The 23455-nt window shown below is 70.3% G+C and carries 23 protein-coding genes; 8 read left to right on the top strand and 15 right to left on the bottom strand.

Features of this window, described 5'->3' with window-relative positions; all coding sequences use genetic code 11:
* Positions 1–2: 2 nt before the first annotated feature.
* The 4 genes from CEP17_RS01435 to CEP17_RS01450 form a co-directional block, all read right to left on the bottom strand.
* Entirely contained in the window at positions 3–1070 is a 1068-nt protein-coding gene (locus CEP17_RS01435) for an ABC transporter permease (RefSeq protein WP_112930985.1), read from the bottom strand.
* The gene (locus CEP17_RS01440; protein WP_112930986.1) at positions 1067–1879 is read right to left on the bottom strand and encodes an ATP-binding cassette domain-containing protein; all 813 of its coding nucleotides are present in this window, start codon (positions 1877–1879) and stop codon (positions 1067–1069) included. Before CEP17_RS01440 ends, CEP17_RS01435 begins: the two co-directional genes overlap by 4 nt.
* On the bottom strand, positions 1876–2700 hold the full coding sequence (locus CEP17_RS01445; protein WP_112930987.1) for an ABC transporter ATP-binding protein: 825 nt from the start codon (positions 2698–2700) through the stop codon (positions 1876–1878). Before CEP17_RS01445 ends, CEP17_RS01440 begins: the two co-directional genes overlap by 4 nt.
* 102 nt (positions 2701–2802) lie before the next feature.
* Positions 2803–4476: an ABC transporter substrate-binding protein gene (locus tag CEP17_RS01450; protein ID WP_112930988.1), complete on the bottom strand. Its 1674-nt coding sequence runs from the start codon at positions 4474–4476 to the stop codon at positions 2803–2805.
* Positions 4477–4603: 127 nt separating this feature from the next.
* Here CEP17_RS01450 and CEP17_RS01455 point away from each other — a divergent pair, with 127 nt between their 5' ends.
* Entirely contained in the window at positions 4604–5236 is a 633-nt protein-coding gene (locus CEP17_RS01455; RefSeq protein WP_036316557.1) for a TetR/AcrR family transcriptional regulator, read from the top strand.
* 24 nt (positions 5237–5260) lie between these two features.
* Here CEP17_RS01455 and serC read toward each other — a convergent pair whose 3' ends face one another.
* On the bottom strand, positions 5261–6379 hold the full coding sequence (gene serC, locus CEP17_RS01460; RefSeq protein WP_039411892.1) for a phosphoserine transaminase: 1119 nt from the start codon (positions 6377–6379) through the stop codon (positions 5261–5263).
* A 99-nt stretch (positions 6380–6478) separates the two neighbouring features.
* Between serC and CEP17_RS01465 the strand changes: the two genes are divergently transcribed.
* The 3 genes from CEP17_RS01465 (at position 6479) to CEP17_RS01475 (ending at position 9145) form a co-directional block, all read left to right on the top strand.
* Complete coding sequence (locus tag CEP17_RS01465) at positions 6479–7186, top strand: metal-dependent transcriptional regulator (RefSeq protein ID WP_036316554.1); 708 nt, start codon at positions 6479–6481, stop codon at positions 7184–7186.
* A 228-nt stretch (positions 7187–7414) separates the two neighbouring features.
* The gene (locus CEP17_RS01470) at positions 7415–8317 is read left to right on the top strand and encodes a M23 family metallopeptidase (protein WP_036316553.1); all 903 of its coding nucleotides are present in this window, start codon (positions 7415–7417) and stop codon (positions 8315–8317) included.
* 330 nt (positions 8318–8647) lie between these two features.
* On the top strand, positions 8648–9145 hold the full coding sequence (locus CEP17_RS01475) for an HNH endonuclease (RefSeq protein ID WP_036289890.1): 498 nt from the start codon (positions 8648–8650) through the stop codon (positions 9143–9145).
* Positions 9146–9176: 31 nt separating this feature from the next.
* Here the strand turns inward: CEP17_RS01475 and CEP17_RS01480 are convergent, their stop codons facing one another.
* Genes CEP17_RS01480 through CEP17_RS01490 form a run of 3 tightly spaced genes read right to left on the bottom strand, consistent with a single transcriptional unit; the run spans position 9177 to position 12009 of the window.
* The gene (locus CEP17_RS01480; RefSeq protein WP_036316552.1) at positions 9177–9833 is read right to left on the bottom strand and encodes a pyridoxamine 5'-phosphate oxidase family protein; all 657 of its coding nucleotides are present in this window, start codon (positions 9831–9833) and stop codon (positions 9177–9179) included.
* Positions 9830–10639, bottom strand: a complete 810-nt coding sequence (locus tag CEP17_RS01485; RefSeq protein ID WP_112930989.1) for a creatininase family protein — start codon at positions 10637–10639, stop codon at positions 9830–9832. The genes CEP17_RS01480 and CEP17_RS01485 overlap by 4 nt, the downstream gene beginning before the upstream one ends.
* Entirely contained in the window at positions 10636–12009 is a 1374-nt protein-coding gene (locus tag CEP17_RS01490) for an FAD-binding oxidoreductase (RefSeq protein WP_112930990.1), read from the bottom strand. Before CEP17_RS01490 ends, CEP17_RS01485 begins: the two co-directional genes overlap by 4 nt.
* A gap of 34 nt (positions 12010–12043) precedes the next feature.
* On the opposite strand from CEP17_RS01490, the gene CEP17_RS01495 reads away from it, so the two are divergent.
* On the top strand, positions 12044–12655 hold the full coding sequence (locus CEP17_RS01495; RefSeq protein WP_036316547.1) for an XRE family transcriptional regulator: 612 nt from the start codon (positions 12044–12046) through the stop codon (positions 12653–12655).
* Between the two features lie 8 nt (positions 12656–12663).
* Here CEP17_RS01495 and CEP17_RS01500 read toward each other — a convergent pair whose 3' ends face one another.
* Positions 12664–13743, bottom strand: a complete 1080-nt coding sequence (locus tag CEP17_RS01500) for a methylenetetrahydrofolate reductase C-terminal domain-containing protein (RefSeq protein WP_239498560.1) — start codon at positions 13741–13743, stop codon at positions 12664–12666.
* 5 nt (positions 13744–13748) lie between these two features.
* On the bottom strand, positions 13749–14903 hold the full coding sequence (locus CEP17_RS01505) for a methylenetetrahydrofolate reductase C-terminal domain-containing protein (RefSeq protein ID WP_112930992.1): 1155 nt from the start codon (positions 14901–14903) through the stop codon (positions 13749–13751).
* A gap of 152 nt (positions 14904–15055) precedes the next feature.
* Between CEP17_RS01505 and CEP17_RS01510 the strand changes: the two genes are divergently transcribed.
* The gene (locus CEP17_RS01510; protein ID WP_112930993.1) at positions 15056–15664 is read left to right on the top strand and encodes a cyclodeaminase/cyclohydrolase family protein; all 609 of its coding nucleotides are present in this window, start codon (positions 15056–15058) and stop codon (positions 15662–15664) included.
* A gap of 57 nt (positions 15665–15721) precedes the next feature.
* On the opposite strand, the gene CEP17_RS01515 is transcribed toward CEP17_RS01510, so the two are convergent.
* The 4 genes from CEP17_RS01515 to CEP17_RS01530 all read right to left on the bottom strand — a co-directional run bounded on the left by CEP17_RS01515 (position 15722) and on the right by CEP17_RS01530 (position 20036).
* Positions 15722–16927, bottom strand: a complete 1206-nt coding sequence (locus CEP17_RS01515) for a hypothetical protein (protein ID WP_112930994.1) — start codon at positions 16925–16927, stop codon at positions 15722–15724.
* An 84-nt stretch (positions 16928–17011) separates the two neighbouring features.
* Complete coding sequence (locus tag CEP17_RS01520) at positions 17012–17956, bottom strand: ABC transporter permease (protein WP_112930995.1); 945 nt, start codon at positions 17954–17956, stop codon at positions 17012–17014.
* Complete coding sequence (locus CEP17_RS01525; protein WP_112930996.1) at positions 17953–18747, bottom strand: ABC transporter ATP-binding protein; 795 nt, start codon at positions 18745–18747, stop codon at positions 17953–17955. The genes CEP17_RS01520 and CEP17_RS01525 overlap by 4 nt, the downstream gene beginning before the upstream one ends.
* Positions 18744–20036: an amidohydrolase family protein gene (locus CEP17_RS01530; RefSeq protein WP_112930997.1), complete on the bottom strand. Its 1293-nt coding sequence runs from the start codon at positions 20034–20036 to the stop codon at positions 18744–18746. The genes CEP17_RS01525 and CEP17_RS01530 overlap by 4 nt, the downstream gene beginning before the upstream one ends.
* A gap of 196 nt (positions 20037–20232) precedes the next feature.
* Between CEP17_RS01530 and CEP17_RS01535 the strand changes: the two genes are divergently transcribed.
* Positions 20233–21234 (top strand): PDR/VanB family oxidoreductase, encoded by a 1002-nt coding sequence (locus tag CEP17_RS01535; RefSeq protein ID WP_112930998.1) that lies wholly within the window; start codon positions 20233–20235, stop codon positions 21232–21234.
* A gap of 27 nt (positions 21235–21261) precedes the next feature.
* Here the strand turns inward: CEP17_RS01535 and CEP17_RS01540 are convergent, their stop codons facing one another.
* Positions 21262–22617 carry an amidohydrolase family protein gene (locus CEP17_RS01540; protein WP_112930999.1) on the bottom strand — a complete coding sequence of 452 codons (1356 nt, stop codon included), beginning with the start codon at positions 22615–22617 and terminating at the stop codon, positions 21262–21264.
* A gap of 136 nt (positions 22618–22753) precedes the next feature.
* Between CEP17_RS01540 and CEP17_RS01545 the strand changes: the two genes are divergently transcribed.
* The gene (locus tag CEP17_RS01545) at positions 22754–23455 is read left to right on the top strand and encodes a hypothetical protein (protein WP_036316531.1); all 702 of its coding nucleotides are present in this window, start codon (positions 22754–22756) and stop codon (positions 23453–23455) included.

A 23455-nucleotide genomic window follows, 5' to 3' on the forward strand; every position in this document is an offset into this window, starting at 1 on the left:
GGTCAGGCCTCCGTCTCTCGGACGCGGGGGTCGAGGATGGCGTACGCGACGTCCGCCAGGATGTTCGCGATCAGCACCGCGAGAACCAGCACCAGGAAGATCCCCTGCATGAGGGCGTAGTCCTTCGCGTTGGTGGCGTTGAGCAGCAGCAAGCCGATACCCGGATAGGAGAAGACCATCTCCATCACCAGCGTGCCGCCGACGATGAAGCCGAGCGCCAACGCGAAGCTCTGGATCTGGGGGAGTACCGCGTTGCGTGCCGCGTAGCGCCAGAGCACGCGGCGGTCGGGCAGGCCCTTCGCCTGGGCGACGGTGATGTAGTCCTCGTCGAGCACCGTCAGCATCATGTTGCGCATACCGAGCACCCAACCGCCCAGAGAGGCGATGACGATCGTCAACGCCGGAAGAGCAGCATGCGAGACCACCTGGCCGATGAACTCCGCATTCCAGCCCGGCTCCACGCCCAACTCGTAGGCGTGCCCGGCGGGGAACCACCCGAGAAGCGTCGAGAACACAGCGATGAAGATGAGGCCCAGCCAGAAGTACGGCACCGTTCCGAGGAACGTCGTGATCGGCACGAGCACGTCGAGCCGTCCTCCTCGTCGCCATCCGATGACCGCGCCGAGCACGGTTCCCACGACGAAGGAGAGGATGGTCGCCGTGCCGACCAGGCCCAGCGTCCAGGGCAGTGCCGAGCCGATCACGTCGCCGACGGGAGCCATGCCGCTGGAGATGGAGATTCCCAGGTCGCCCCGCAGCAGCATCCCCCAGTAGTTGACGTACTGAACCCACAGCGTCGTGGACGAGTCGAGGCCGAACATCAACCGCAGCGCCTTCTCGGCCTCGGGCTGCAACTGTCCACGGGCCTGCGCCATGTACGCGGTGACCGCATCGCCGCGCATCATGCGCGGGATGAAGAAGTTGATCGTGATGGCCGCCCACGCCGTGAACGCGTAGAACAGCACTCTGCCGCCGATGAAACGCCACGGAACCCGCATGCGTCCCCGTTCGGCACGGGTCGCGGTCGTGCCCACGAGCGTGGGATCGACGGTCGAGATGTCGCTGATCATCGTTCACCTCCGGCGGCCGCAGCCGCTCGTCTGCGGAAGAACTTCTCCGGATCGGGAGATGCCGCACGCAACTCCTGCGTGTAGGGATCGCGCGGCCGGAGGATGACGTCGTCCGCGGTTCCCCGCTCGACGACGCGGCCCTGATTGAGCACCATGATCTCGTCGCTGAAGTGGCGCGCCGTCGCCAGGTCGTGCGTGATGTACAGCACCCCCAGACCCTCCTCGCGCTGGAGATCGGCGAGGAGGTTCAGCACACCGAGACGAATCGACACGTCGAGCATCGACACCGGCTCATCGGCGATGAGCAGGGCCGGACGCGAGGCCAGGGCGCGCGCGATGGCGACGCGCTGACGCTGGCCGCCGGACAACTCGTGGGGACGCCGCTCCATGACGACGTCGGGGTCGAGGCGCACACGCTCCAGCAGGCGGCGCACCTCGGCATCCGTCTCGCCGCGCGCCACCACGCGGTCAAGCCGCAACGGGCGCTCGATGTGGTGACGGATCGTGTGCGACGGGTTCAGGGAGGCGAAGGGGTCTTGGAAGACCATCCGCAGCTTCTGCCGATAGGCGCGCAGGCCCGCGCCGCGGCGGGGGATGGGACGCCCGTCCAGCAGCACCTCGCCGCGCGTGGGCACTTCGAGCTGGGTGAGGATCTTCGCGATGGTGGACTTGCCGCTGCCGGACTGACCGACGAGTCCGATCGTCTGGCCGGCGCTCAGGCGAAAGCTGACATCGTCGAGCGCGGTGATGTGTCCCGCGCCGCGCACGTTGTAGATCTTCGTGACACCGGCGACGTCGAGCGTCGTCATCGTGCCACCACCCCCTTGTCTCCGGTGAGGCGCGGGAAGGAGCGCAGCAGCGTGCGTGTGTAGTCGTGGTGCGGATCGGACCAGATCTGCTCTGCCGTGGCGAGCTCGACGATCTCGCCTTCCCGCATGATCGCGATCCGGTCGCTGATCTCCAGCAGGAGCGGGAGGTCGTGGGTGATGAAGATCACGGAGAAGCCGAACTCGTGGCGCAGCTGGGAGATCTGCCGAAGGATCTCACGCTGCACGAGAACGTCGAGAGCCGTCGTGGGCTCATCCATGACCATCAGCTGGGGGCGCAGTGCGAGGGCCATGGCGATCATGACGCGCTGTCGCATGCCTCCGGACAGCTCGTGCGGGTACGACCGCAGTCGCTGGGCGCCGACCTTGACCGTCTCGAGGAGGTCGATCACCGCGGCACGCCGCTCGGCCCGACTCATCGACGGCCGGTGCACCACGAAGACGTCGTCGAGCTGCGCACCGATAGTGCTGACCGGGTTCAGCGCGTTCATCGCGCCCTGGAAGACCATCGAGATCTTGTCCCACCGGAAGCGACGCATCTGCTCGGCGTCGAGCGTGTTGACGTCGATGTCGATTCCGGACTCGTCGTGGAAGACGACACGGCCGCTCGTGATGACGGCGGGCGGCTTCAGCAGTCGCTGGATGCCGTAGGCAAGGGTCGTCTTGCCGCTACCGCTCTCGCCGGCCAGGCCCACGATCTCGCCGCGGCGGATCTCGAGACTCACGTTCGCGACGGCGGTGACGGCCGGGTCCACGTCGTAGACGACCGAGAAGTCGTCGATGGTCAGAAGGGTGTCTGTCATCTGCTCGTGCTTTCGGGTTCTCCTGAGGCTCGAGCGGACGGTCGCCGCGATGGCGTGCCGTCCGCCCGAGCGTGAGGCAGGAATGCTGATCGGAGCCCGCGCCTACTTGGCCGGTGTGAGCTTCATCACGACCTGCACGGCGGACGGCGCCGTCGGGTCCGCCGTCGCGTACTGGTCGTCTTCGCTCGGCCATCCGACGAAGCTGCGCGTGTTGTACTCGCCGAGGGTCGGGTGGGTTCCGATCGGGATGGCAGGCACGTCCTCGACGAAGATCTTCTGGATCTGGTTCAACGTGTCGGTTCGGGTCGCGTCATCCGAGGCGCTCGCGTACTTCTGCAGGAGCGCCGTCGCCGTCGGGTTGTCGTAGCGCCCGAAGTTGTCCGAGACCTGACCGCCCGAGGCCTGCTGCAGGTACGCGCCGTTCATGACGTCGTCGTAGATGTGCCACGGGTTGGAGCCCGATCCGCTCCAGTGCAGTGCCGCGTCGAAGTTGCCCGAGGAGAGGTTGCCGAACCAGGTGTTGGCATCGGGGGTGGCGACTTTCGCGTCCGCGCCGAGCGTGTTCTTGACCTGCGTCGCCACGAGCTGGATGCCGGTGACGTAGTCGTTCCATCCCTGCGGGTCTTGCAGCGTGAAGGACACGGGCGCGCCCGACGGGTCCATCAGGGCGCCGTCCTTCCACGTGTAGCCGGCGTCCGTCAGCACCTTCTTCGCGCCGTCGACGTCGATCGTGAAGTTCTGGTCCTTGTACTCGGGGGCGATGTACTGGTCGCCGGTGGGCTGCGGGATGCCGGTGACGTTCGTCAGTTCGGGGCCCGCATTGCTGCGTGCTTTCTCGGCGTGGGCCTTGCGGTCGATGACCATGTTGACGGCCTTGCGGAAGGCGACGTCGTTGAACGGGGCCTTCGTCGTGTTGACGACGATCATGTCGGGGCTCAGCACGTTGGCGCCCCAGAACACGTTGTGCTGCGGGTCCTTGTCGACGTAGTTCGTCTGGTAGTCGGTGATGAAGATCTGCGCCCAGTCGACCTCCTTGGTCTGCAGCGCACGCAGCAGACCGGTGTTGTCGTTGTACTCCAGGTACTTCAGTTCGGCCACGGGGACGGTCCCGCCCCAGTAGTCCGTGCGGGCGGAGAGGACGACACCCTGCGACGAGAAGCTCTTGACCGTGTAGGGGCCGGTGCCGATCGCGTCTTTGACGGCGTCCTTCGACGGGTCCGCGATGCCCTTCCACTGGTGCTCGGGAACGATCGCGGTCTGCAGGACGTCACCCTGCTTGACGAACTTCGACTCGCTGAAGGAGAGCACGACGTTATCGCCGTCCTTCGCGATGCTCGACAGCTTGAGTCCGGCGAGGTCGAGAGCCGGTGTGTTCTTGATCATCGTGAAGGTGAAGATGATGTCGTCGGCGGTGAAGTCCTGGCCGTCGCTCCACTTCACGCCCGCGCGGGGGTGCACGGTCAGCTGGGTGTAGTCGGCGTTCCATTCCACCTTGTCGGCGAGCCAGGGTGTGGTCTCGTTCTTGCCGACGGGGTTCACCAAGGCGAGGGGCTCGTAGATCATGCGGTCGTAGCCGAGCGACATGCCGGAGCCCGTGGTGATGAACGGGTTGTTGATCTGGGTGGCCAGCACGGCGGCGCCGTCGGGCTTGGCGATCGTGAGCGAACCGGTGCTCGCGCTGCTGCCGCCGGACGTCCCGCCCGCGCAGCCGCTGAGCACGAGAGCTCCGAGGAGGACAGCGGTGGCGCCCGCGATCACATGCTTTTTGAACCTCATTGTTTCTCCTTGTGATGGACGTCCTCGCCTTCGAGGTCGACGATGGGTAACTTACTTGTCAGTAAGTAAAACTGCAAACGCCCCATAGGCTACGGTTCGATAACGGAAGAACGGAGACCGGACGCGCATGCCCGTCGACAAGCGCCAGACGCGCAATCGCCCCGAGACGCTGACGCGACGTCGCGAAATCCTCGACGCCGCGGTGGAGATCTTCGGCAGCAAGGGCTTCGCGAGCGGGACGCTCGGCGACATCGCGGAGCAGGTCGGAATGACCCACGCCGGCATCCTGCACCACTTCGGCTCGAAGGATCAGCTGCTGCTCGAAGTGCTCAAGCATCGCGACGCCTCGGATGTCGCACATCTGGACGATCAGCACATCCCCGATGGGATGCCGCTGTTTCGCCATCTCGTGCGCACGGCGTTCCTGAACGCCCAGCGTGCCGGCATCGTGCAGGCCTACGCCGTGCTCTCCGCGGAATCGGTCACCGACGATCACCCGGGTCGCGAGTTCTTCGAGCGCCGTTACCGCACGCTCCGGGCCGAGGTCGCGCACGCGTTCGCCGTCGTCTGCGCGGAGCGCGGTGTGACCGCCCCGCACCGGATCGCCGACGCCTCCGCCGCCATCCTCGCCGTCATGGACGGACTGCAGGTGCAGTGGCTGCTCGAGCCCGATGCGCTCGATCTCGGGACGGCATCCGAATTCGCGATCGAGGCCATCGTCGCGGCCGTGCTCGATCCGCGGCCCTCACCGCTGGCCTGAGCCGGCGGCGCGGCCCTGCGGGCCTCAGGCCTGCATGTGCTCGATGGTGTAGTCGATCGCCTTGATGAGCTGGCGGACATCGTCGGGCTCGATCGAGACGAACGTCGCGATGCGCAGCTGGTTGCGTCCGAGCTTGCGGTACGGCTCGGTGTCGACGATGCCGTTGGCGCGCAGGCTGGCGGCGACGGCCGCGGCATCCACGCTCTCATCGAAGTCGATGGTGACAACGACGGGGGAGCGGTCGGCGGGATCGGCGACGAACGGGGTGGCCACCGGCGAGCTCTCGGCCCACTGGTAGAGAGCCTGCGAGGACTGCGCCGTGCGGGCCGCGGCCCAGCCGAGGCCCCCGTTGCCGTTGATCCATTCGAGCTGCTTGTCCAGAAGGACGAGGGTGGCGACCGCGGGGGTGTTCAGCGTCTGGTTGAGTCGCGAGTTGTCGAGAGCGTTCTTCAGGCTGAGGAACTCGGGGATGTAGCGACCGGATGCCGCGACGCGCTCGATGCGCTCGATCGCGGCGGGGGAGACCGCCGCGAACCACAGTCCGCCGTCGGAGCCGAGGTTCTTCTGCGGGGCGAAGTAGTAGACATCGGTCTGCGAGACGGCGAAGTTGATGCCGCCGGCCGCGCTCGTCGCATCGATCACCGTGAGGGCACCCTCGTCACCGGAGACACGGGAGATGGGTGCCGCGACGCCGGTGGAGGTCTCGTTGTGCGGCCAGGCGTACACGTCGACGCCCTCGACCGCCTCGGCGACCGTGCGCGTTCCGGCATCCGCCTTGCGCACGTCGGGCGCGTCGAGCCACGGGGCCGCGGCCGCCGCGGCGAACTTGCCGCCGAACTCGCCGAAGACGAGGTTCTGCGCTCGACGTTCGATGAGACCGAACGCGGCCGCGTCCCAGAACGCCGTCGAGCCGCCGTTGCCGAGGATGATCTCGTAGCCGTCGGGAAGACGCAGCAGGTCGCTGAGTCCCATGCGAACCTGGCCGACGAGGTTCTTGATCGGAGCCTGCCGGTGCGAGGTCCCCATCAGCACCGCGCCGGGGCCTGCCAGGGCAGCGAGCTGCTCCGGCCGGATCTTGGACGGGCCGCAACCGAAGCGACCGTCGGCGGGCAGGATCTCGCGGGGCAGCGTGACGTGGGCCATGCTCCCGATTCTAGGGTCAGCGCCGCCGGCGCCCCGCCGCGTCGCCGTAAGAAACGGATAGGCTGAGAAGACACCCACGAACGTGCGCGAGGCCTGCCCATGACCGATCTGATCGACACCACCGAGATGTACCTGCGTACCATCCTCGAGCTCGAGGAGGAGGGCATCGTCCCCCTGCGCGCGCGCATCTCGGAGCGTCTCGGACATTCCGGTCCGACCGTGTCGCAGACGATCGGGCGGATGGAGCGCGACGGTCTCGTCGTGGTCTCCGACGACCGTTCGCTCGAGCTCACGACGCCCGGGCGGCAGAAGGCCGTCGACGTCATGCGCAAGCATCGCCTGGCGGAGCGTCTGCTCAGCGACGTGATCGGTCTGGACTGGGCGTACGTGCACGAAGAGGCCTGCCGCTGGGAGCACGTGATGAGCGAGCTCGTCGAGCGTCGCCTGATCGAGCTGCTCGGTCATCCCACCGAGTCGCCCTACGGCAACCCGATCCCCGGGCTCGACCAGCTGGGCGACGTTCCGGCCCGCACCTTCGACGACGGCGTGGTGGGCCTGGTGCGCCTGCTCAACCAGACGGGCGGTCCCGTGCGCGGCACCGTCCGGCGCCTTGCCGAGCCGGTGCAGGTCGACCCCGAACTCCTCGAGCAGCTCCGCGACGCCGGCGTCGTGCCGGGAGGCGTCGGCGACTTCCGCTTCAGCGAGGGCTACGTGCTGGTGCAGATGGCTGACAAGGCGGATGGCCTGGAGCTGCCGGTCGAGGTCGCCTCGCACATCTTCCTCGTCGATGCCGTGCCCCACGCCTGAGCGTCACCCGGGAAGCGCCTGGGCATGAACACCTGTGCGTGACTTATTCGTTACCTTCCGGTAGCCTCGAAAAGTCCACGTGGCGAGAAGCCCGCCACGGACCTCCGCACGGATTGCCTCATCGGTTCGTCGTTCGCGCGGTGACACCCGTACATCTGTGCCCTGACACCGAGTGCCGACGAACCAGCGAGCCGTCCCGAGCGGGATCGCAGAGGCGCCGGAGGACAATTGGCTGAACAGTACGACCCGTCGCAGGAGATTCCCGAGTCCGAAGCGACGACACCCACCCGCCGCAGTCGCGCGCAGCGCGCCGCCGTGACCCGCGCTGCGGGCTCCGCCCCCGCCGTGCGCGAGGCGGCCGTCGCCAGGTCCGCGACGCCGCGACGAGCGCGCCGCAAAGGCCATCCCGTCCGCAGCTTCATCACGGTCGCCGCCGTCGGCGGTCTGATCGCCACGGTCGCGATCGCTCCCGCCTTCGCCGCCTCGAGCTCTAATTCCGCCGAAGCGGTCACGCTCCAGCAGGTCGCCGCGGAGAACGCGCAGGCGCTCGTCATCGCGTCCGAGGCGACGCCGGCCGCGCTGGCACGCGACAGCTACTCGGCGACGACGCCCGAGGAGATCCAGACCAAGAAGAACGAGGATGCCGCGAAGGCTGCCGCGGCGGCCCGCATCGCGGCGGCATCCACCGCCTCGGCCGATGCCTCCGTCTACTCCGGCTCGCTCGCCGAGACCATCGCTCCGGCCGGCTCCGTCGTTCGTCCGCTGCCGTTCTTCAACCACTTCGGTGAGCCGTACCCGGGTCACAAGGGCACGGACTACATGGTCGACCGGTACACCCCGATCTATGCGATCGCCGACGGCGTCGTGGTCGAGTCGAGCGAGGACGGTCCCGGATGGGGCGTCTACGTCAAGATCGCCCACAACATCGGCGGCAACACGGTGACCTCGCTGTACGCCCACATGTCGTACGGCACCCGCCGCGTCGTCGTCGGCGACACCGTGCGCGCCGGACAGATCATCGGTCAGGTCGGTGACACGGGCCGCGCGTTCGGTACCCACCTGCACCTCGAGATCTACGTCAACGGGTCGTGGACCAACGCCGAGGACTTCCTCGTCGCCAACGTCCACTGACGCCGTTCGCTCCGTCCGCCCCCTTCGGGAGACACGCGGCATCCGTTCACCTCTGATTCGCCCTGGCGGCTTCTGCGTGCGTTAGCCTGATCCCGACGCTCGCACAGCCGAGGGGGAGCCGCATGGACACAGGACCTCGCATTCGAACCGTGAATGCGCTGGGCCGCTATGTCCTTCGGCATCGTGTGCACGACTGCCACGACATTCGTCGTGGGTTCAAGGCGCTGTCTTCATGACAGCGCCTTTTTTCGTGCCCGCGCCGCCGCGCCTGTGCGACGTCGACAACGGAGAGCCGTCGAAGCCATCGACGGCCGTTCGAGAGGAACGCGCATGCGCACACTGGTGCTGAACGCCGGATACGAACCCCTGGCCGTCGTCTCGTTCAAGAGAGCCCTCGTGCTCGTCATGAACGAGAAGGCGACCGTCATCGAACGCATGGACGGCAATCCCGTCTGGGGCATCCGGGGGGCGTGCGACCGGCCGGCGGTGATCGTCCTCACCCGGTACGTGCGCGTGCCCGGGGCGCGCCGAGTGCCGGTCACCCGCCGCGGGGTTCTCCGCCGCGACGCCCACCGCTGCGCCTACTGCGGCAAGGGCGCCACGACCATCGATCACGTCCTGCCGCGTTCGCGCGGTGGTGCCGACTCGTGGGAGAACCTGGTGGCCGCCTGTCTGCGCTGCAACAACATGAAGGGCGATCGGACCCCGCAGGAGATGGGGTGGGAGCTGCGATGGGCGCCGCAGCCGCCGCGCGGACCGCAGTGGACGGTGCGCGGCACCGAGCGCTCGGAGCCGGCATGGGAGCCCTACCTGTCGCTCGCCGCGTGACAGGCGAACGCCCGCCCGCCACGCGGCGGGTTCAGCCGGGCAGCGCCGCGAGAATCCAGCTGTCGGCGTCGCGCGTGTAGGCGATGCGGCGGCTGGCGGCGAGTGGGTTCGAGACCCAGAACACCAGGCGGTGCGGCGTGACGGCGAATCCGGCCCACGACGCGGGCGGGGTGAAGGAAGGGTCGCCGGCACCGCCGTGCGCCCGCAGGAACTCGTCCCAGCGTGCGCGCCGTTCGGCGAGCGGCAGCTGCGCGAAAGCGGGAGTGTTCTGCCACGCGAGCTGCTGGAGGTAGGGCGAGCGCCGCCGATACGCCTCGTCGGACTCGGCGCGCGAGGAGCGTGACGCCGTGCCCTGCACGACCAGCTGGCGGGTGAACCCGGGCCACAGGATCGTGAGCGCGACGCCGGGGTCGGCGGCGAGTTCGGCGGCCTTGCGGCTGTCGGCGTCGGTGTGGAAGAAGAATCGTTCCCCGTCGAAGTCGCTCAGCATCGTCGTGCGTGCGTCGGGCAGTCCGTCGAGGCCGATGGTGGACACCGTCATCAGCAGGCGATCCTCGCCCGGACCCGGAAGCCATTCGCGGGCGAGGGCGAGGGGGTCGGCGAGGGGCGTGTCGGATTGCACCGGGTCGCTGTCGTGATCGATCACCACGGGCGCGGGTGGGATGCCGGGAGCGTAGGAAGCCGTCACCCGAACACGAACCCGTCGATCTCGGCGAGCGCTTCGCACACGAAGTCGACCCCGCGCTCGTAGAGCTCCTTGCCGTGCGCGGCGTTCGCGCCGGTCGCGTCTCCGATCACTCCTTCCGGGCCGAAGTCGTCGCTCGTCCAGCCGAACATCACCGGCTTGCGGTTGAAGCCGATGTGGGTGAGACCCGCGATGTGTTCGGGGATGTTCCGCGCCGGCATCTCGGGGGCGACGAGGTGAGGGGCGAGGTGCATGACCAGCGAGGTCTCCGAGAAGCCGCCGTGGATGCCCTGGCCCTTCTCGTCGGGCCGGCCGTCGAGACCGTCGCCGGCTCCGGCGGCGGTCGCCGGCATCGAGAACGTGCGCAGGCCGAAACGCCGGCGCAGTTCGCGATTGGCCCAGCCGAGCAGCATCACGTTGCCGCCGTGTCCGTTGACGAACACGACGGTCGTGGCCGGTGTCATCGAGATGGAGCGGCCGATGTCGACCAGCGTCTCCAGCACCGTCGTGCCTTCGAGCCAGACGGTGCCGGGCGCCCAGTGGTGTTCGTCGGACTTGGCGTAGCTGATCGTCGGCAGCACCCACGCGTCGATGCCGTCGGCGGCGACCCGTTCGACCGCGGCGGTGGCGATCGCCTCGGCGACGAGGGCGTCGGTGCGCAGAGGCAGATGCGGGCCGTGGTGCTCGATCGCGCCGATCGGCACGACGGCGATCGACCTTTCCGTGAGCGCCGCCGTGAGCGCAGGCCCGGACAGGTCGGCCCAGTGGCGGGATCTCGGGGTGAACGGAGGCGTGAACGCGGCGGTCATCGGATGGATCCCTTCACCGGACCGGCGTAGTCCGGGTTGAGCTTGCCGGGGTTGAGCAGGCCCCGCGGGTCGGTGCTGCGGGCGAGTGCGACCGTCTCGGGCAGGCGGAAGTCCACGTTCCACTGGTGCGGGCTGTGGACGCCCACGCCGAGGGCGGTGAGCGCGGCGATGCCGTCGGCGACCTGTTCCGGGCTCTCGTAGACACCGGCGAGCATGCCGATCGGACGCAGCGCCGTCGCCTCGATGTGCAGGTGCGCGCCGGGGTAGACGGCCATGACCTCGTCGTGGCGATCGATGAGCGCGTCGCCGCCCACCTCGACGTGGAAGTAGACGCCGGGCTCGGACTTCTGCAGCCATTCGATCGGGTGGTTGTAGCTGAGCACCGAGATCGCGGCCGAGACCTGGGGGCCTTCGCGCACGTCTTCGATGCGGCCGCCGGCGGCCGTGATGATGTGCGAGGCCTCCTCGACCAGGCTCGCGTCGATGATCGTGCGCAGCGAGCTGCGCCCCTCCGGGAAGGCCGGGTCCGGCGGAAGCTGGGCCGACACGTGCGGATCATCGGCGGAGACGAGCCGCGGGGTCGGGCTCAGCGCCGCCAGACGCTGGAGAACCGACATCGAGCCGGCGAAGTCCTCGAAAGACGCGTAGAGCCCGCGCCAGTCGTTCATCGGCTCGAGGCGCACCGTGGCACGCGCGATGATGCCCGCGGTGCCGTAGTTGTGCACGTAGCCGAGCGCGTCGTCGCCCTCGACGTGCACGAGCGCGCCTTCGGATGCCGGGGTCACGACGTCCAGTGCCACGACGAAGCCCTCGTGGTTGCTGCCGTGCGCGATCGAACCGGTGCCGCCGGAGCCGCCGGAGAGGAACCCTCCGAGCGTCGAGTGCACTGTCGAGGGATACATCCACAGCTGCTGGCCGTGCTGGCGGGCGGCGAGCTCGAGGGTAGCCATCGGAGCGCCCGCCTCGGCCGTGATCCACCCGTCGCCGACCTCGACGATCGCGCGGGCGCGGGAGGTGTCGAGCACGAGTCCGCCGGGCATGGGGATCGCCTGGCCGTAGTTGCCGGTGCCCTTTCCGCGCGGCGTCACCGGCGCACCGTACGCCACGGCGATGCGGACGGTCTCCGCGATCTGCTCGGCATCCGCGGGGAAGGCGACGAGGTCGGCGACGCCGAGCGGAAGCTGCTCGGCGATGATCGGCGACATGCGCGCGCCGTCGACCGATGCCTTCTCGCGCTGACGCGGGTCGCTGGAGATGCCGCGGGGTCCGAGCGCGGCGGCCAGGTCCGCCTCGAGGGCGGCGTAGTCGGGGGTCGGCGCGGCGACAGTCGCCGCGGGATCGAGGACGTCGGTGGGAATCGCGCCGGTCATCTCGGTTTCCTTTCGTGTGTCATAGTCTTCAGTCATGTCGGATGCCGCCTCCTCGCGCCGTGGCGCCCCGGGTGACGACGGGCCCGCATCCGCGTCGCGGGCGCTGGGTGCCCGGATCCGGGCGCTGCGCCAGAGTCGCGGGATGACGCTCACCCAGGTCGCGGTGCAGGCCGAGCTGTCGCACTCGTTCCTGAGCCAGGTCGAGCGCGGGCTGGAACGGATGAGCATGACGTCGCTGTTCCGCGTCGCGCAGGCGCTGGGCACCACGCAGCAGGCGCTGCTGACCGACGACGCCGACGCGGCGCCGAGAGGCGCGGGCAGCTTCCACGTCTTCCGGGCGAGCGAAGCGACCCCCCTGGACGCCGGGGGCAGCCCGATGCGGGTGCTCGCCCGCGACCACCCGCGCTTCGTGCCGATGGTGATGTCGGGGACTTTCACCGAGGACCTGTGGTGGGTGCACGACGAGGAGGAGTTCGTCTACGTGCTCCAGGGACGACTCGTGGTGGTGCTGGAGGCCGAGGAGTTCGCTCTGGAAGCGGGGGATGCCGTGTATTACCAAGGCGGCATACGTCACCGCTGGCGCACCGATCCGGGTGAGAGCGTGCAGGTCCTCACCGTCAAGGAAGGCAGCGCCGGCGCGCACTGAGAGACGGATCACGACCCGCCTCCGAGCTCGCGTGCGACGGTGGCGAGGTCTGCGGCATACGCGGCCTCATCCCCGGGTCGGGCACCTCCCGCGATGACCACGCCGCCGACCTCGCCCGTGGCGATCAGCGCCTGCCCGTAAGCGACGGCGAGGCGGATGCCCTCTGCACGCACGTCGCGCGCGGCGAAGAGGCGATCGATGAAGCCGGACGGCAGCTTCGCGGCGTGGAAGGAGGCGAGCAGCTCAGCGCCCTCGCGATCGACCACGAGAGGAACGCCGGGAAGCACCGGCACGTCGGAGCCCGCCGCGCGGCAGAGCGCCACGAAGGCGGCGACCTCCTCGGCATCCCCGGCGTACTGCGTGAGGCACATCCTCCCTCCGGCGCGCTGCTTCTCGGCGACGCGTGCGCCGCGTTCGGCGATGGGCGGGGCGGCGGGCGACTCGGCGAACGAGGTGAGAAGCCCGAGGGCGGCCGCGCGCGGGAGCGTCGTAGTCGATTCGAGGTCGAACACGGGGCGTGCGTCGGGGCGGTCGCCCGTCTGCGTGTGATCGCCCGTGACGCAGTGCACCCCGGCGACCCCCAGGGCTCGCAGCGAGAGCAGTTCGCGCTCCAAAGCGGTGCGGTTGCGGTCGCGGGTGTTGAACCCCATCCACAGTCGCAGCCCGGTCGCGCCGATCAGCGCCGCACGGTAGGACGGAGGAAACTGCACGCGGGAGCGTCCGGCGTCGCCGGACAGGACGGCGTCGACGCTGCCGAGGAGAGCCTCGGCCGTCGCGCCCACGGCGTCGGCGCGCAAGGCACGCACGGGAAAGCCCGTGAACACGAGTGGTCGCCGCGCCGCGATCGCGACCAGCTCGCGCCCGGCGAGTGTCGATGCCGTCGACGGGTCACCGGAGCCGGCCTCCGGATCCGTCGCACGCGCCGCAGCGCCCGTCCAGCGTACGGGCAGCTCGCGAGCGAGGAACACGCACGGGGTCGGGTGCACCTCGCACGTGCCGTCGGCGTTCACACCGCCGCAGGGACCGTAGGCCATCGACTTCGGGCACCCGGCGACGCGGCTGGCGAGTGCCGCGGGTGTCGGCGTCATGACGCTCATGCGTCGCCCGCCGTTTCGGCGACGATCGCATCCGCGGCGATCACGGCCCGCAGTCGCGCCGCTGCCGACGCCAGAGCATCGACCGCGGCGAGTTCGGCGGCGTCCGCCCGATCGGGCGGCTCGGTGGCCCCAGCCGCGATCGCCGACAGGTGGACGCCCACGACCCCGGGGATCGCGAGTGCACGGTGCGCCCAGGCGACGGCGGCGGCGATGCCCGACTCCACCGGGTCGTCGGCGCCGGCCACCGCCCTGACGAGTTCGTCCGGCAGTCCGACCCCGGGAAGCGCGGCCAGCCGTCGGGTCGTCGCGGCCGACGTGAGCACCGGAACCGACACGAGAACCGGCACGGGAGTCGCCGTGGTTGCCAGAGCGGCGGTGAAGCGGCGGATCTCGGCGAGGTCGCCGCAGAGGTTCAGGATGCCGAGTTCCGCCCCGGCGTGCGCTTTGCGCGCGAGACGGGTGGGACGGTAGTCGACCGGCGGCGCGGAGGGCTGTTCGGCCACGGCCACGAAGAGCCCGGCCCGGCGGGCGAGCGCCGCGAGACGTGTCGCGTCGAGGTCGAAGACCGGCTGCGCCTGCGGGAGGGCGGTGGAGGCAGGGTGATCGCCGGTCACGGCGAGCACGCCGGACACGCCCAGGTCGGCGAGGGCGGCGAGCTCACCCTCGATCGCGACGCGGTTGCGGTCGCGGCAGGTGAGACCGGCCACCACGCGAGATCCGGCGGCGGCGAGCAGGAGCGCCTTGTGGGTCGGGCTGAGCGCCTCCCGCAGCCCGGGCGGCTCACCGGCGATGACGGCGGTCAGCTCTCGCAGTCGCACGCCCGCCTCGGTGATGACGGCCGGGTCGACGGAACGCACCGGAAGGTCGGCCGTGATGACCGCACCCGCCTCGACCAGGGCCGCGAACGCCGTCGACGCCTCTCCTCGCGGCAGGACCGGCAGTGCGTCGCCGCTGTCGCGGGCGGCGACCGGAGCGTCCACCTCTGCGGTGGAGAACTCCAGATGACGCAGCACCGCGGCGTCATCGACGAACGAGCATCGGATGCCGGGCACTTCGCAGCCGCCGTCGACCGTGACACCGCCGCAGGGTCCGTGGACCATGCGTTTCGGGCAGCGCCGTGTCGCCTCATGCAGGCGCAGAGAAGCGGTCACGGGTGCTCCTCTCGCGGTCGCGGGCCGGTCCGACGATGTTGGTGTCGCCAACAATGCCACTGTAGAAGCCCGCCGTTTCGCCGGTGTTACGGTCGCGTGTGCGTCGATGTCGGCGCGAAATCACGCGGTGCACGGGCCCTAGAGTGAGGCCCATGCCGATGTCCGAGCTTGCCGCCTCCCGCTTCGACGACTGGCTGGAGAAGCTGTCCGCGCCCGTGCCCGATCCCGGTGGGGGCGCCGCTGCCGGAATCGTGATCGCCACCGGTGCCGCCCTGGTCGCCATGGCGGCCGGGTACGTCCGGGCAGACGCGGCGGCGGAGCTCGTCGCCACGGCGACCCGGGTGCGCGGCGAAGCGCTCGCCGCCGCGGAGCACGACGGGCGGATGTCGGGCCTGCTCGTCGACGCCTTCCGGCGCCCGACCGACGACCCCGGGCGCGAGGAGGCGCTGCGCACCGCCACCGTCGCCGCTGCGGATGCCGGTGCCGATCTGGTCGCGCTCGCGGCATCCCTGGACGGCACCCTCCTCTGGCTGGAGCGCTTCGGCGAGGCGCGCCTGGCCCCCGATGTCGCCGTCGCGGCGCGAATGCTCGCCTGCGGCATCCGCTCGACCGCCGTCAACATCCGTGGGAACACCACGAGCGCCGCCGGTGCGGGAGTCGATGCTCCGACCCTGCAGCGACTGCGCGCCGCGGGGGAGCGGGCGGAGCAGGCCGCTGCCCGCCTGGACGCGGTGGCAGAGCGGGTGACCGCGACGCTCTGAGAACACGCCGATGCCCTGACCCCGCGGAGGGAGTCAGGGCATCGGCCGTGAGGACGGTCAGTTCATCTTGATCGACGTGTCGATGAACTGGTTCGTGTAGAGCTCGGACGGATCGATCGCCGATGCGGCGGCCTGCGTGATGCTACCGGCGGTGACGAGGAAGGGCGTGAAGTCCTTCACGATCGACGCCATACGGTCGGGGTCGAACTGGCCGAACACGCCCGATGCCTTGTCGTTGGCGACGAGCCCCAGCTTCTTCTGCTGCTCGACGGAGAACTGCGCGACGCCCTCGGAGTAGGTCCAGCCCGTGTCGTACTTCTCGACGAGGTCGAGGATCACGGCGTTGCCGTGCTCGGGCGCGTTGAGGAAGTCGATCTGCGACTGCTGCATGATCGGGACGAGCTTCTTCAGGCAGTCGGCCTTGTCGGTGACGTCGGCCTTTCGCACCGCGAGCGGCTCGGGGTAGATGTTGTAGCCGAGCTCGGACAGCAGCTGGTAGCCGACGTCCTTGCCCCACTGCGAGATCTCGTTCTTGTAGATGTAGGGCTCGGCGGTCGCGAAGCCCTGCTGCAGGATCTTCGGATCGGAGACGAAGCGCTGCGGGGTGCCCTCGTAGCTCGTGTCGATCTGCGACTTCGTGATGATGCCCTGCGAGAGCAGGAGGTTCGGGATCACGTCGCCGGAGGTGACGATCGGGTCGCCGCCGGACGCGGCCTCCTTGATCGTCGTCGCGCCGTTGTGGCTCGCCGGGTCCCACATGAGGATCTGCGGGCTGAAGGTCAGCTGCGAGGTCACCGCGACGGTGGGCTGGTCGGCGTTCGCGACGATCGCGGCGTCGGTGTTGACCGCACCGATGAGGATGTCGGTGTCGAGGTACATCAGGGCGGGGACGGGCTGGAAGTTGACCGCGGGGCCGCCGGAGCGCACCTCGATCTTGACACCGGTGTCGGTGCCGTTGACGACCAGGGGGCCGGTGACCGTCTTCTTGTCGGTGTCGACGGTGTAGCCGTCGCCGACGAGGTTGTACATGGCGCCGTGCTCGGACTCGGGCTGCCAGTCCTGCTGCATGACGACGGTCGCCGGGCAGACGCTGGCGAGGTCGAGCGGGCCGCCCTTCTCGGCGACGTTCGCCGCCGAGGAGGTCGCCGGAGCCGCGGCGTCGGTGCTGGAACATCCCGCGACGGCGGCGACGGTGGCGGCGAGCGCTCCGATCGCGACGGTGCGTGCGATCACGCGGCGGGAGAGAAAGGCGGGCTGTGACACGGTGTCCTCCTGGAAGGCTTCGGGTGCGGTGTGGACAGACGGGTGGTGCGTGTTCGTGGTGCAGGGAGGGAAAGAAGAGGTGCGTCAGCGCGTGGCGACGCCGAACAGCCGACCGACGACGACGCGGTCCAGCGCGGCGAAGATCGAGAAGACGATCACACCGAACAGAGCCGTGAAGATGATCGCGAGGAACAGCGGCTCCATGTTCAGGCGCAGCGTGTAGGTGCGCAGCAGCCCACCGATGCCCTGGCTGCCCTGCTGGAAGAAGAAGTCTCCGACGATGGCGCCGATGACGGCGAGGCCGGCCGATTGGCGCAGGCCCGTGAAGATCGACGGGATGGCCGCGGGCAGCATGAGCTTCGTCATCCGCTGCCACTTCGTGGCCTTCTGCAGCGTGAACAGGTCGTGGGCGGCGGGCGTGGCCGACTGCAGGCCGAACAGCGTGTTGGAGATCATCGGGAACACCGCGATGATGACGCAGACCACGATGCGGGCGGGAAGCCCGTAGCCCATCCAGATGCCGATCAGCGGCGTGAGCGCGAGGATCGGGATCGTCTGCAGGATCACGGCGTACGGGTAGAGGATCTTCTCGGCGAGGGTCCACTGCGACATGACGATCGCCCACCCCATGCCGATGAGGACGGCGATCGCGAGGCCGATGAGGGCGACCGTGATGGTCTGACCGAGTGCGGCGATCATCGGGCCGATCACCTTGTCGTTGCCGATCGTCTCGGCCAGCACCTGGTGGGGAGGTGGCAGCAGGAAGCGGCGGCTCTCGCTGAGCAGCAGGTACGACACCGCGTACCAGATCGCGATGATGCCGATCAGCGCCGCGACGATCGGCATGGCCCGCGACCAGGCGCCGCGGGCGACCGACCCGGCGCTGCGGGCGCGGGGGCGACGGGCGGCCATCGAGGCGGTCGTCGTCTCGGCGGATGCCGCGGCATCCGCCGCCGATGAAGCGGGCGAGCCGGACGCGGACGTGTCGGCGAGCGAGGCCGGGGCCTTCAGGGCGAGGTTCTGGCTCACGAGTGCGCCTCCAAAGCGTGCGAGAGGTGTCCGACGATGCGTCCGAACTCGGGTTCGTAGCGCAACTCGGGGGATCGGGGGTAGGACCAGGGCAGCTCGATGTCGTCGACGATGCGGCCGGGGCGACCGCTCATCACGAGCACGCGGCTGGAGAGGTAGACGGCTTCGGAGATCGAGTGCGTGATGAACATCGCGGCGAACCCTTTGAGCTGGAACAGGCGTTGCAGCTCGGTCTGCATCTTCAGACGGGTGATCTCGTCGAGGGCGCCGAACGGCTCGTCGAACAGGGCGAGTTGCGGCTCGGCGACCAGCGCGCGCGCGATCGAGACGCGCATGCGCATGCCGCCGGACAGCGCCCGCGGGTGCTGGTTCTCGAAGCCCTTCAGGCCGACCAGATCGAGGGCCTCCGCGGCGCGACGGCGGCGCTCGGCCGCCCCGACACCGGCGAGCTCGCCGACCAGCTCGACGTTGCGCTGGGCCGTCCGCCACTCGAGCAGGGTCGCCTCCTGGAAGACGAAGCTCGTCGTGTCGGCGCGGACGTCGACCACGCCCTCGGTGGCGTCGTCGAGGCCGGCGGCCAGGCGCAGCAGGGTCGACTTTCCGCAGCCGGAGGGGCCGACCACCGACACGAACTCGCCGGGACGGACGTCGATCGACACGCCCTCCAGGGCGCGCGTCCCGGTGGCGAAGACCTTGGCGACGTCGGTGAAGGCGAGCGTCGGCGCGGTGGTGGCGTCCACCGCTGTCGCGGCGGTGGACGGGGCGGCGGTCGAGTCGATGGTGGTGCTCATAGCAGTGCTCCCTCGGAGGTCGGGGCGGAGGGCGGAGTCGGCACGGCGCGCAGGTCGAGCACGCTGCTGACCACGCGGCGGCGGACGGCGATCACGCGCCCGTCGCGGATGACGATGCGGTCGGGCGCGCGCTCGGCGAGGGCCTCGGCGGTGTGCGCGGCGCGTACGAGCACGACGTCGGCGACGTCGCCGACGCGTCCTCGCGCCGGGGGCAGTCCGAATGCGGCGCGGCCGCCGTGCGAGCTGACGTGCCAGGCTTCGGCGGGCGTGAGGTGACCGGCGACGACGAGCTCGGAGGCGACATCGACCATGTCGGCGTTGCCGAGCGGGTTGAACGGGTCCTGCACGTTGTCGCCGCCGGCGGCCAGCGTGATGCCGGCGGCGAGGATCTCGCGCAGCGGCGGGATGCCGCGGGGCGTCGCGACCGGGTGCTGCCAGCCCTGCAGGTAGAGGTTGGTCAGCGGGTTGGTGATGATCGAGACGCCGGCCTCGGCGACGGCGGCGAGGGTGCGGGCGCGGGTCTCGGCATCCTGCATGGACAGGCTCACGCAGTGCCCCGCCGAGCGGATCACGCCGGCAGGCCAGTGCCGCGTGCGGGCGGCGAGCTCGGCGAGACCCGTGGATGCCGCGTCGAGCGTCTCGTCGGTGTGCAGGTCCATGCCGAGGCCGAACTCTTCGGCGAAGGCGGCGTTGCGCTCCAGATCGGCGCGGGGGTCCTCGGCGAGGTGGGGAAAACCGCCGATGAGGTCGATGCCGAGGGCCACCGCGGCGCGTCCGAGGTCGTCGGGGCCGTCGGACGCGCCGGGGCTGGCGACGATCTGCAGGTCGACGATGCCGGCGAACTCGTCGCGCAGCTCGATGAGGGCGCGCACTCCGCGGAGGGGGTCGTCGCCCAGGTGGTAGTTCGTGTGCGAGCGCACGGCCGTGACACCGGCGTGCAGCGCGGCCACCAGGTGCCGCCGGGCGCCGGTCTTGATGTCGTCGGAGGAGTGGTGCTCGCCGTGGTCGATCCAGCACGCGATCGCGTCGTCGAGCGATCCCTCGGGCTGGCCGAACGAGGTCCAGGTGTAGCCCTTGTCGAGGTGGGCGTGCAGATCCGCCAGGGGCGGCAGGGCGATCCAGCCCGTCGCATCGACCGTCTCGCCGCCGGCGCCGCCCGCGAGCTGGGACGCATCGGCGTCGACCACGACGCCGCCCGAGAAGGCCAGGCGGTCGCCGATCTCGCCGCAGGCAGTGAGGCCGGTCAGGGCGGCGATGCGCTGGCCCGGCTGCAGGAGTTCGGCGTCCATCTGATCGTCCTCCTCGGGGTCTGCGGTGTCGTGCGGTGTTGTTGGTATGGCCAACATCGGGTGAGAATCAGTAAACGCTCGACGTGTTTCCTGCCAGGCCTGTCGGGATTGCGGCCGTGTTAAATCCGCGCGAAGAGTGCGGCCGGTCGCCGCCCTCGCGCACGGGGGCGTTGCGCGAGCGGAGAGAGTGGGAGCCATGAGCTACTTCAGTGACGTCGAACGCGACCTCGTGGTCGCCGCCCGCACCGTGCTGGCCGATGGGATCGTGGCGCTGGACCTCGTCGCGCACAACGGTCGCGATCTGCCGGTCTGGGAGCCGGGGTCGCACGTCGATCTGATCTTCTCCGACGCGCGCGTGCCCGCGGCCGAGCGCGTCGAACGGCAGTACTCGCTCTGCGGCGACGCGGCCGACCGCTCCACCTGGCGGGTCGCGGTGCTGCGCGAAGACGAGGGACGGGGCGGATCGGTGCGGGTGCACGAGGAGGTGCAGGTGGGGCAGCGCCTGCGCGTGCGCGGACCGCGCAACCACTTCGCGTACGAGATCGTTCCCGCCGTCACCCACCGCTTCGTCGCCGGGGGCATCGGGATCACGCCGCTTCTCGGCATGGTCCGGGCGGCGGCGCGGGCCGGAGCGGAGTGGACCCTCGACTACGCCGGACGGTCGCTGTCGACGATGGCATTCGTCGACGAGCTGCGCGCGCTCGACGGCGGCGCGGGGCGGGTGCGTCTGTACCCCGCCGACAGCGGGGCACGTCTGGATGTGGCCGGGCTGGTGGATGCCGCGGGTGACGGCGGTCCGGTCTACGCGTGCGGACCCGCCCGGCTGATCGCCGCCCTCGAGGACGGTTTCGAAGCCGCCGGCCGCGCCGCAGCGCTGCACGTCGAGCGGTTCGAGGCGATCGAGTACGGCGAGCCCGTCTGGCCGGACCCGTTCGAGGTCGAGCTCGCCCTGTCGGGCGACATCGTGACCGTGCAGCCCGGGCAGTCGGTGCTGGAGGCGATCGAGGAGCAGAGCCCCACGACGATGGTGCTCTCCAGCTGCCGTCGCGGGACGTGCGGCACCTGCGAGGTGCCCGTCCTGGAGGGCGAGATCGAGCACCGCGACTCCGTGCTCACGCCGCTCGAGCGCGAGCAGAGCGCGGTCATGATGGTGTGCGTCTCGCGCGCAGCGTGCCCGCGGATCGTGCTCGACGCCTGACGCGATGCCGGAACGGCGCCGCGACGCTCACCGGCCGACGCGCTCCCGGAGGGCCCCGGTGAGGGCGTCTTCGTCGGCGGTGACCAGCCGGTAGTCGCGGACGACGACGCGTCCCGCGACCACGACATGGCGAGGGCGGCGTCCCGGATGGGCCCAGAGCAGGCCCGCGACCGGGTCGGCCACTCCGGCGTCGGCGACCCCGGAGACATCCCAGACGCAGAGATCGCCCGCCGCTCCCGGAGTCAGAATGCCGAGGTCGGCGCGTCCGAGGCCGCTCGCGCCACCCGAGGTGGCCATGGCGAGCACGTCACGGGCCGGGAGGGCGGTGCCGACCATGCCCGACACCTGCATCGCCAGACGCGCATCGGCGAGCAGGTGCCCGGCGTCGTTGGAGCCGCCGCCGGAGGTGCCCAGTCCCACCGTGATGCCGGCCTCCTGCAGGCGGCGCACCGGAGCGATGCCCCAGCCCATCGGCACGTCGCAGCCCGGAGCGTGGGTCGCGGTGATGCCGGCGGCGGCGAGTCGCACGATCTCGTCGTCGGTGACGTCGCACAGGTGCGCGATCGTCACCCCCGGCTCGAGCCAGCCCCATTCCTCGAGGAGGTCCAGGGGGCGCCGGCCGTAGCGGGCCAGGGCGATCTCGGTGTCGACCTGCTCGTTCGCCTGGGTGCGCCGGCGCAGCCCGTGGCGTCGGGCGACGTCGCCCAACGCGCGGAAGGTCTCCTCGCTGTCGGAGTGCACGCCGGCGGGACCGACGGCGAGCTGCAGCATGCCGTCGGCGCTCGTGCCGCCCGGAGAGGATGCCGCACCCTCGGGGAGCAGGGCGCGCACGATGGCGTCTGCGCTCGCCGCCGCGGCATCCGGCGCGTCGCGCGCCGAGCCGCGGACGAACACGAGCCGGGCGCCGAGTGCCGCGGCGGCATCGGCGATCGCCCGCGCGATGGCCACGGTGTCGCCGACGGGGTCGTCGCTGCGCGCCGGGTCGGGCCAGTTGAGCTGATGGTCGGCGACCGTCGTCACCCCGCTCAGCAGCGACTCGGCCACGCCGACCCCGGCGGTCGCACCGACCAGGGACGCATTGATGCGGGCGTCGGCGTAGGCGGCGGCCATGGCCGGCAGCCACTCGCGCATCGGCACGCCGCGGGTGCCGGGAAGGGTGCGAAAGCCCGACTGCAGCAGGTGGTGATGCGCGTTGACGAGGCCGGGGGTGACGATGCCGCCGTCCGCGTCGAGGGTGTCGACGCTTTCGTCCGGTGACGGTGCGGATGCCGCGGTGGTGACCCGTCCGCCTCGGATCACGAGGTCGCCGCCGCGGTCGCGGGCGGGGTCGTCGAAGCGTTCCACGATGCGGGCGGCGCCGGTGAGGGTGAGTGATCCGGTCATGCCGTCCGTCCTATCAGCCGCATGTTTCGGGCAGATGTGCGCGCCGGCGCGCAATGTCCGAACCCGTTCCTATCTTCGAGGAAAGCACATTGAAGTACTCGAATACATGTTCTAATCTGTCGAAGTGAGGCCGATCGTGGGGACCGTTGCTGCCGCGGATGTCGCGGGCACCGTGAGCACCCTGCGCGCTCAGATGGAGCGTATGCAGGGGCGTCGCCTCGACACGCCCGTGCTCCCCGTCGCCCCGGCGCTGGCGGAGCTGCTGCCCGGCGGCGGACTGCGAACAGGGGGAGCCTACGCGCTCGGACGGTCGATGGCGCTGCTGTTCGCCCTGCTCGCAGAGCCCTCGCAGGCCGGGTCGTGGTGCGCCGTCGTCGGCATGCCGCACGTGGGCGTCGAAGCGGCCCGCGCTGCCGGGGTCGACCTGTCGCGGCTCGTGCTGGTGCCCGACCCCGGAGAGCGGTGGTTGGCCGTCACCTCGACCCTCGCCGACGTGCTGTCGGTGGTCGCGGTGCGCCCGCCGTCGCGGGCGAAGGACAGCGAGGTGGCCCGGCTGGCCGCCCGCATGCGCGAGCGCGAGGCGGTGCTGCTCGTCCAGGGGCCGTGGCCGCAGACGGAGGCCATGATCGATGTGTCCGATCCGTCGTGGTCGGGCCTCGGCGCAGGGCACGGCATCCTGTCGGGCCGTGAGCTCACGGTCACCGTGACCAGCCGCCGGGCGCCGGTGCCGCGCTCACGGCGCCTGATGCTGCCCGACGACCGGGGCCGCCTGGGCGGCGAATCGCAGCCCACCCGCACGCGCCTGCCCGAACCCGTGCCGATGCGACGGGCGGTATGA

It is taken from the genome of Microbacterium sp. PM5 (assembly GCF_003293595.1).
Classification (GTDB): Bacteria; Actinomycetota; Actinomycetes; order Actinomycetales; family Microbacteriaceae; genus Microbacterium.

Excerpts from the sequence above, each read along its gene's own strand:
- CEP17_RS01435 (WP_112930985.1), bottom strand. The coding sequence starts at position 1,070 with ATGATCAGCGACATCTCGACCGTCGATCCCACGCTCGTGGGCACGACC.
- CEP17_RS01440 (WP_112930986.1), bottom strand. The coding sequence starts at position 1,879 with ATGACGACGCTCGACGTCGCCGGTGTCACGAAGATCTACAACGTGCGC.
- CEP17_RS01445 (WP_112930987.1), bottom strand. The coding sequence starts at position 2,700 with ATGACAGACACCCTTCTGACCATCGACGACTTCTCGGTCGTCTACGAC.
- CEP17_RS01450 (WP_112930988.1), bottom strand. The coding sequence starts at position 4,476 with ATGAGGTTCAAAAAGCATGTGATCGCGGGCGCCACCGCTGTCCTCCTC.
- CEP17_RS01455 (WP_036316557.1), top strand. The coding sequence starts at position 4,604 with ATGCCCGTCGACAAGCGCCAGACGCGCAATCGCCCCGAGACGCTGACG.
- serC (WP_039411892.1), bottom strand. The coding sequence starts at position 6,379 with ATGGCCCACGTCACGCTGCCCCGCGAGATCCTGCCCGCCGACGGTCGC.
- CEP17_RS01465 (WP_036316554.1), top strand. The coding sequence starts at position 6,479 with ATGACCGATCTGATCGACACCACCGAGATGTACCTGCGTACCATCCTC.
- CEP17_RS01475 (WP_036289890.1), top strand. The coding sequence starts at position 8,648 with ATGCGCACACTGGTGCTGAACGCCGGATACGAACCCCTGGCCGTCGTC.
- CEP17_RS01485 (WP_112930989.1), bottom strand. The coding sequence starts at position 10,639 with ATGACCGCCGCGTTCACGCCTCCGTTCACCCCGAGATCCCGCCACTGG.
- CEP17_RS01490 (WP_112930990.1), bottom strand. The coding sequence starts at position 12,009 with ATGACCGGCGCGATTCCCACCGACGTCCTCGATCCCGCGGCGACTGTC.
- CEP17_RS01495 (WP_036316547.1), top strand. The coding sequence starts at position 12,044 with ATGTCGGATGCCGCCTCCTCGCGCCGTGGCGCCCCGGGTGACGACGGG.
- CEP17_RS01500 (WP_239498560.1), bottom strand. The coding sequence starts at position 13,743 with ATGACGCCGACACCCGCGGCACTCGCCAGCCGCGTCGCCGGGTGCCCG.
- CEP17_RS01510 (WP_112930993.1), top strand. The coding sequence starts at position 15,056 with ATGCCGATGTCCGAGCTTGCCGCCTCCCGCTTCGACGACTGGCTGGAG.
- CEP17_RS01525 (WP_112930996.1), bottom strand. The coding sequence starts at position 18,747 with ATGAGCACCACCATCGACTCGACCGCCGCCCCGTCCACCGCCGCGACA.
- CEP17_RS01530 (WP_112930997.1), bottom strand. The coding sequence starts at position 20,036 with ATGGACGCCGAACTCCTGCAGCCGGGCCAGCGCATCGCCGCCCTGACC.
- CEP17_RS01535 (WP_112930998.1), top strand. The coding sequence starts at position 20,233 with ATGAGCTACTTCAGTGACGTCGAACGCGACCTCGTGGTCGCCGCCCGC.
- CEP17_RS01540 (WP_112930999.1), bottom strand. The coding sequence starts at position 22,617 with ATGACCGGATCACTCACCCTCACCGGCGCCGCCCGCATCGTGGAACGC.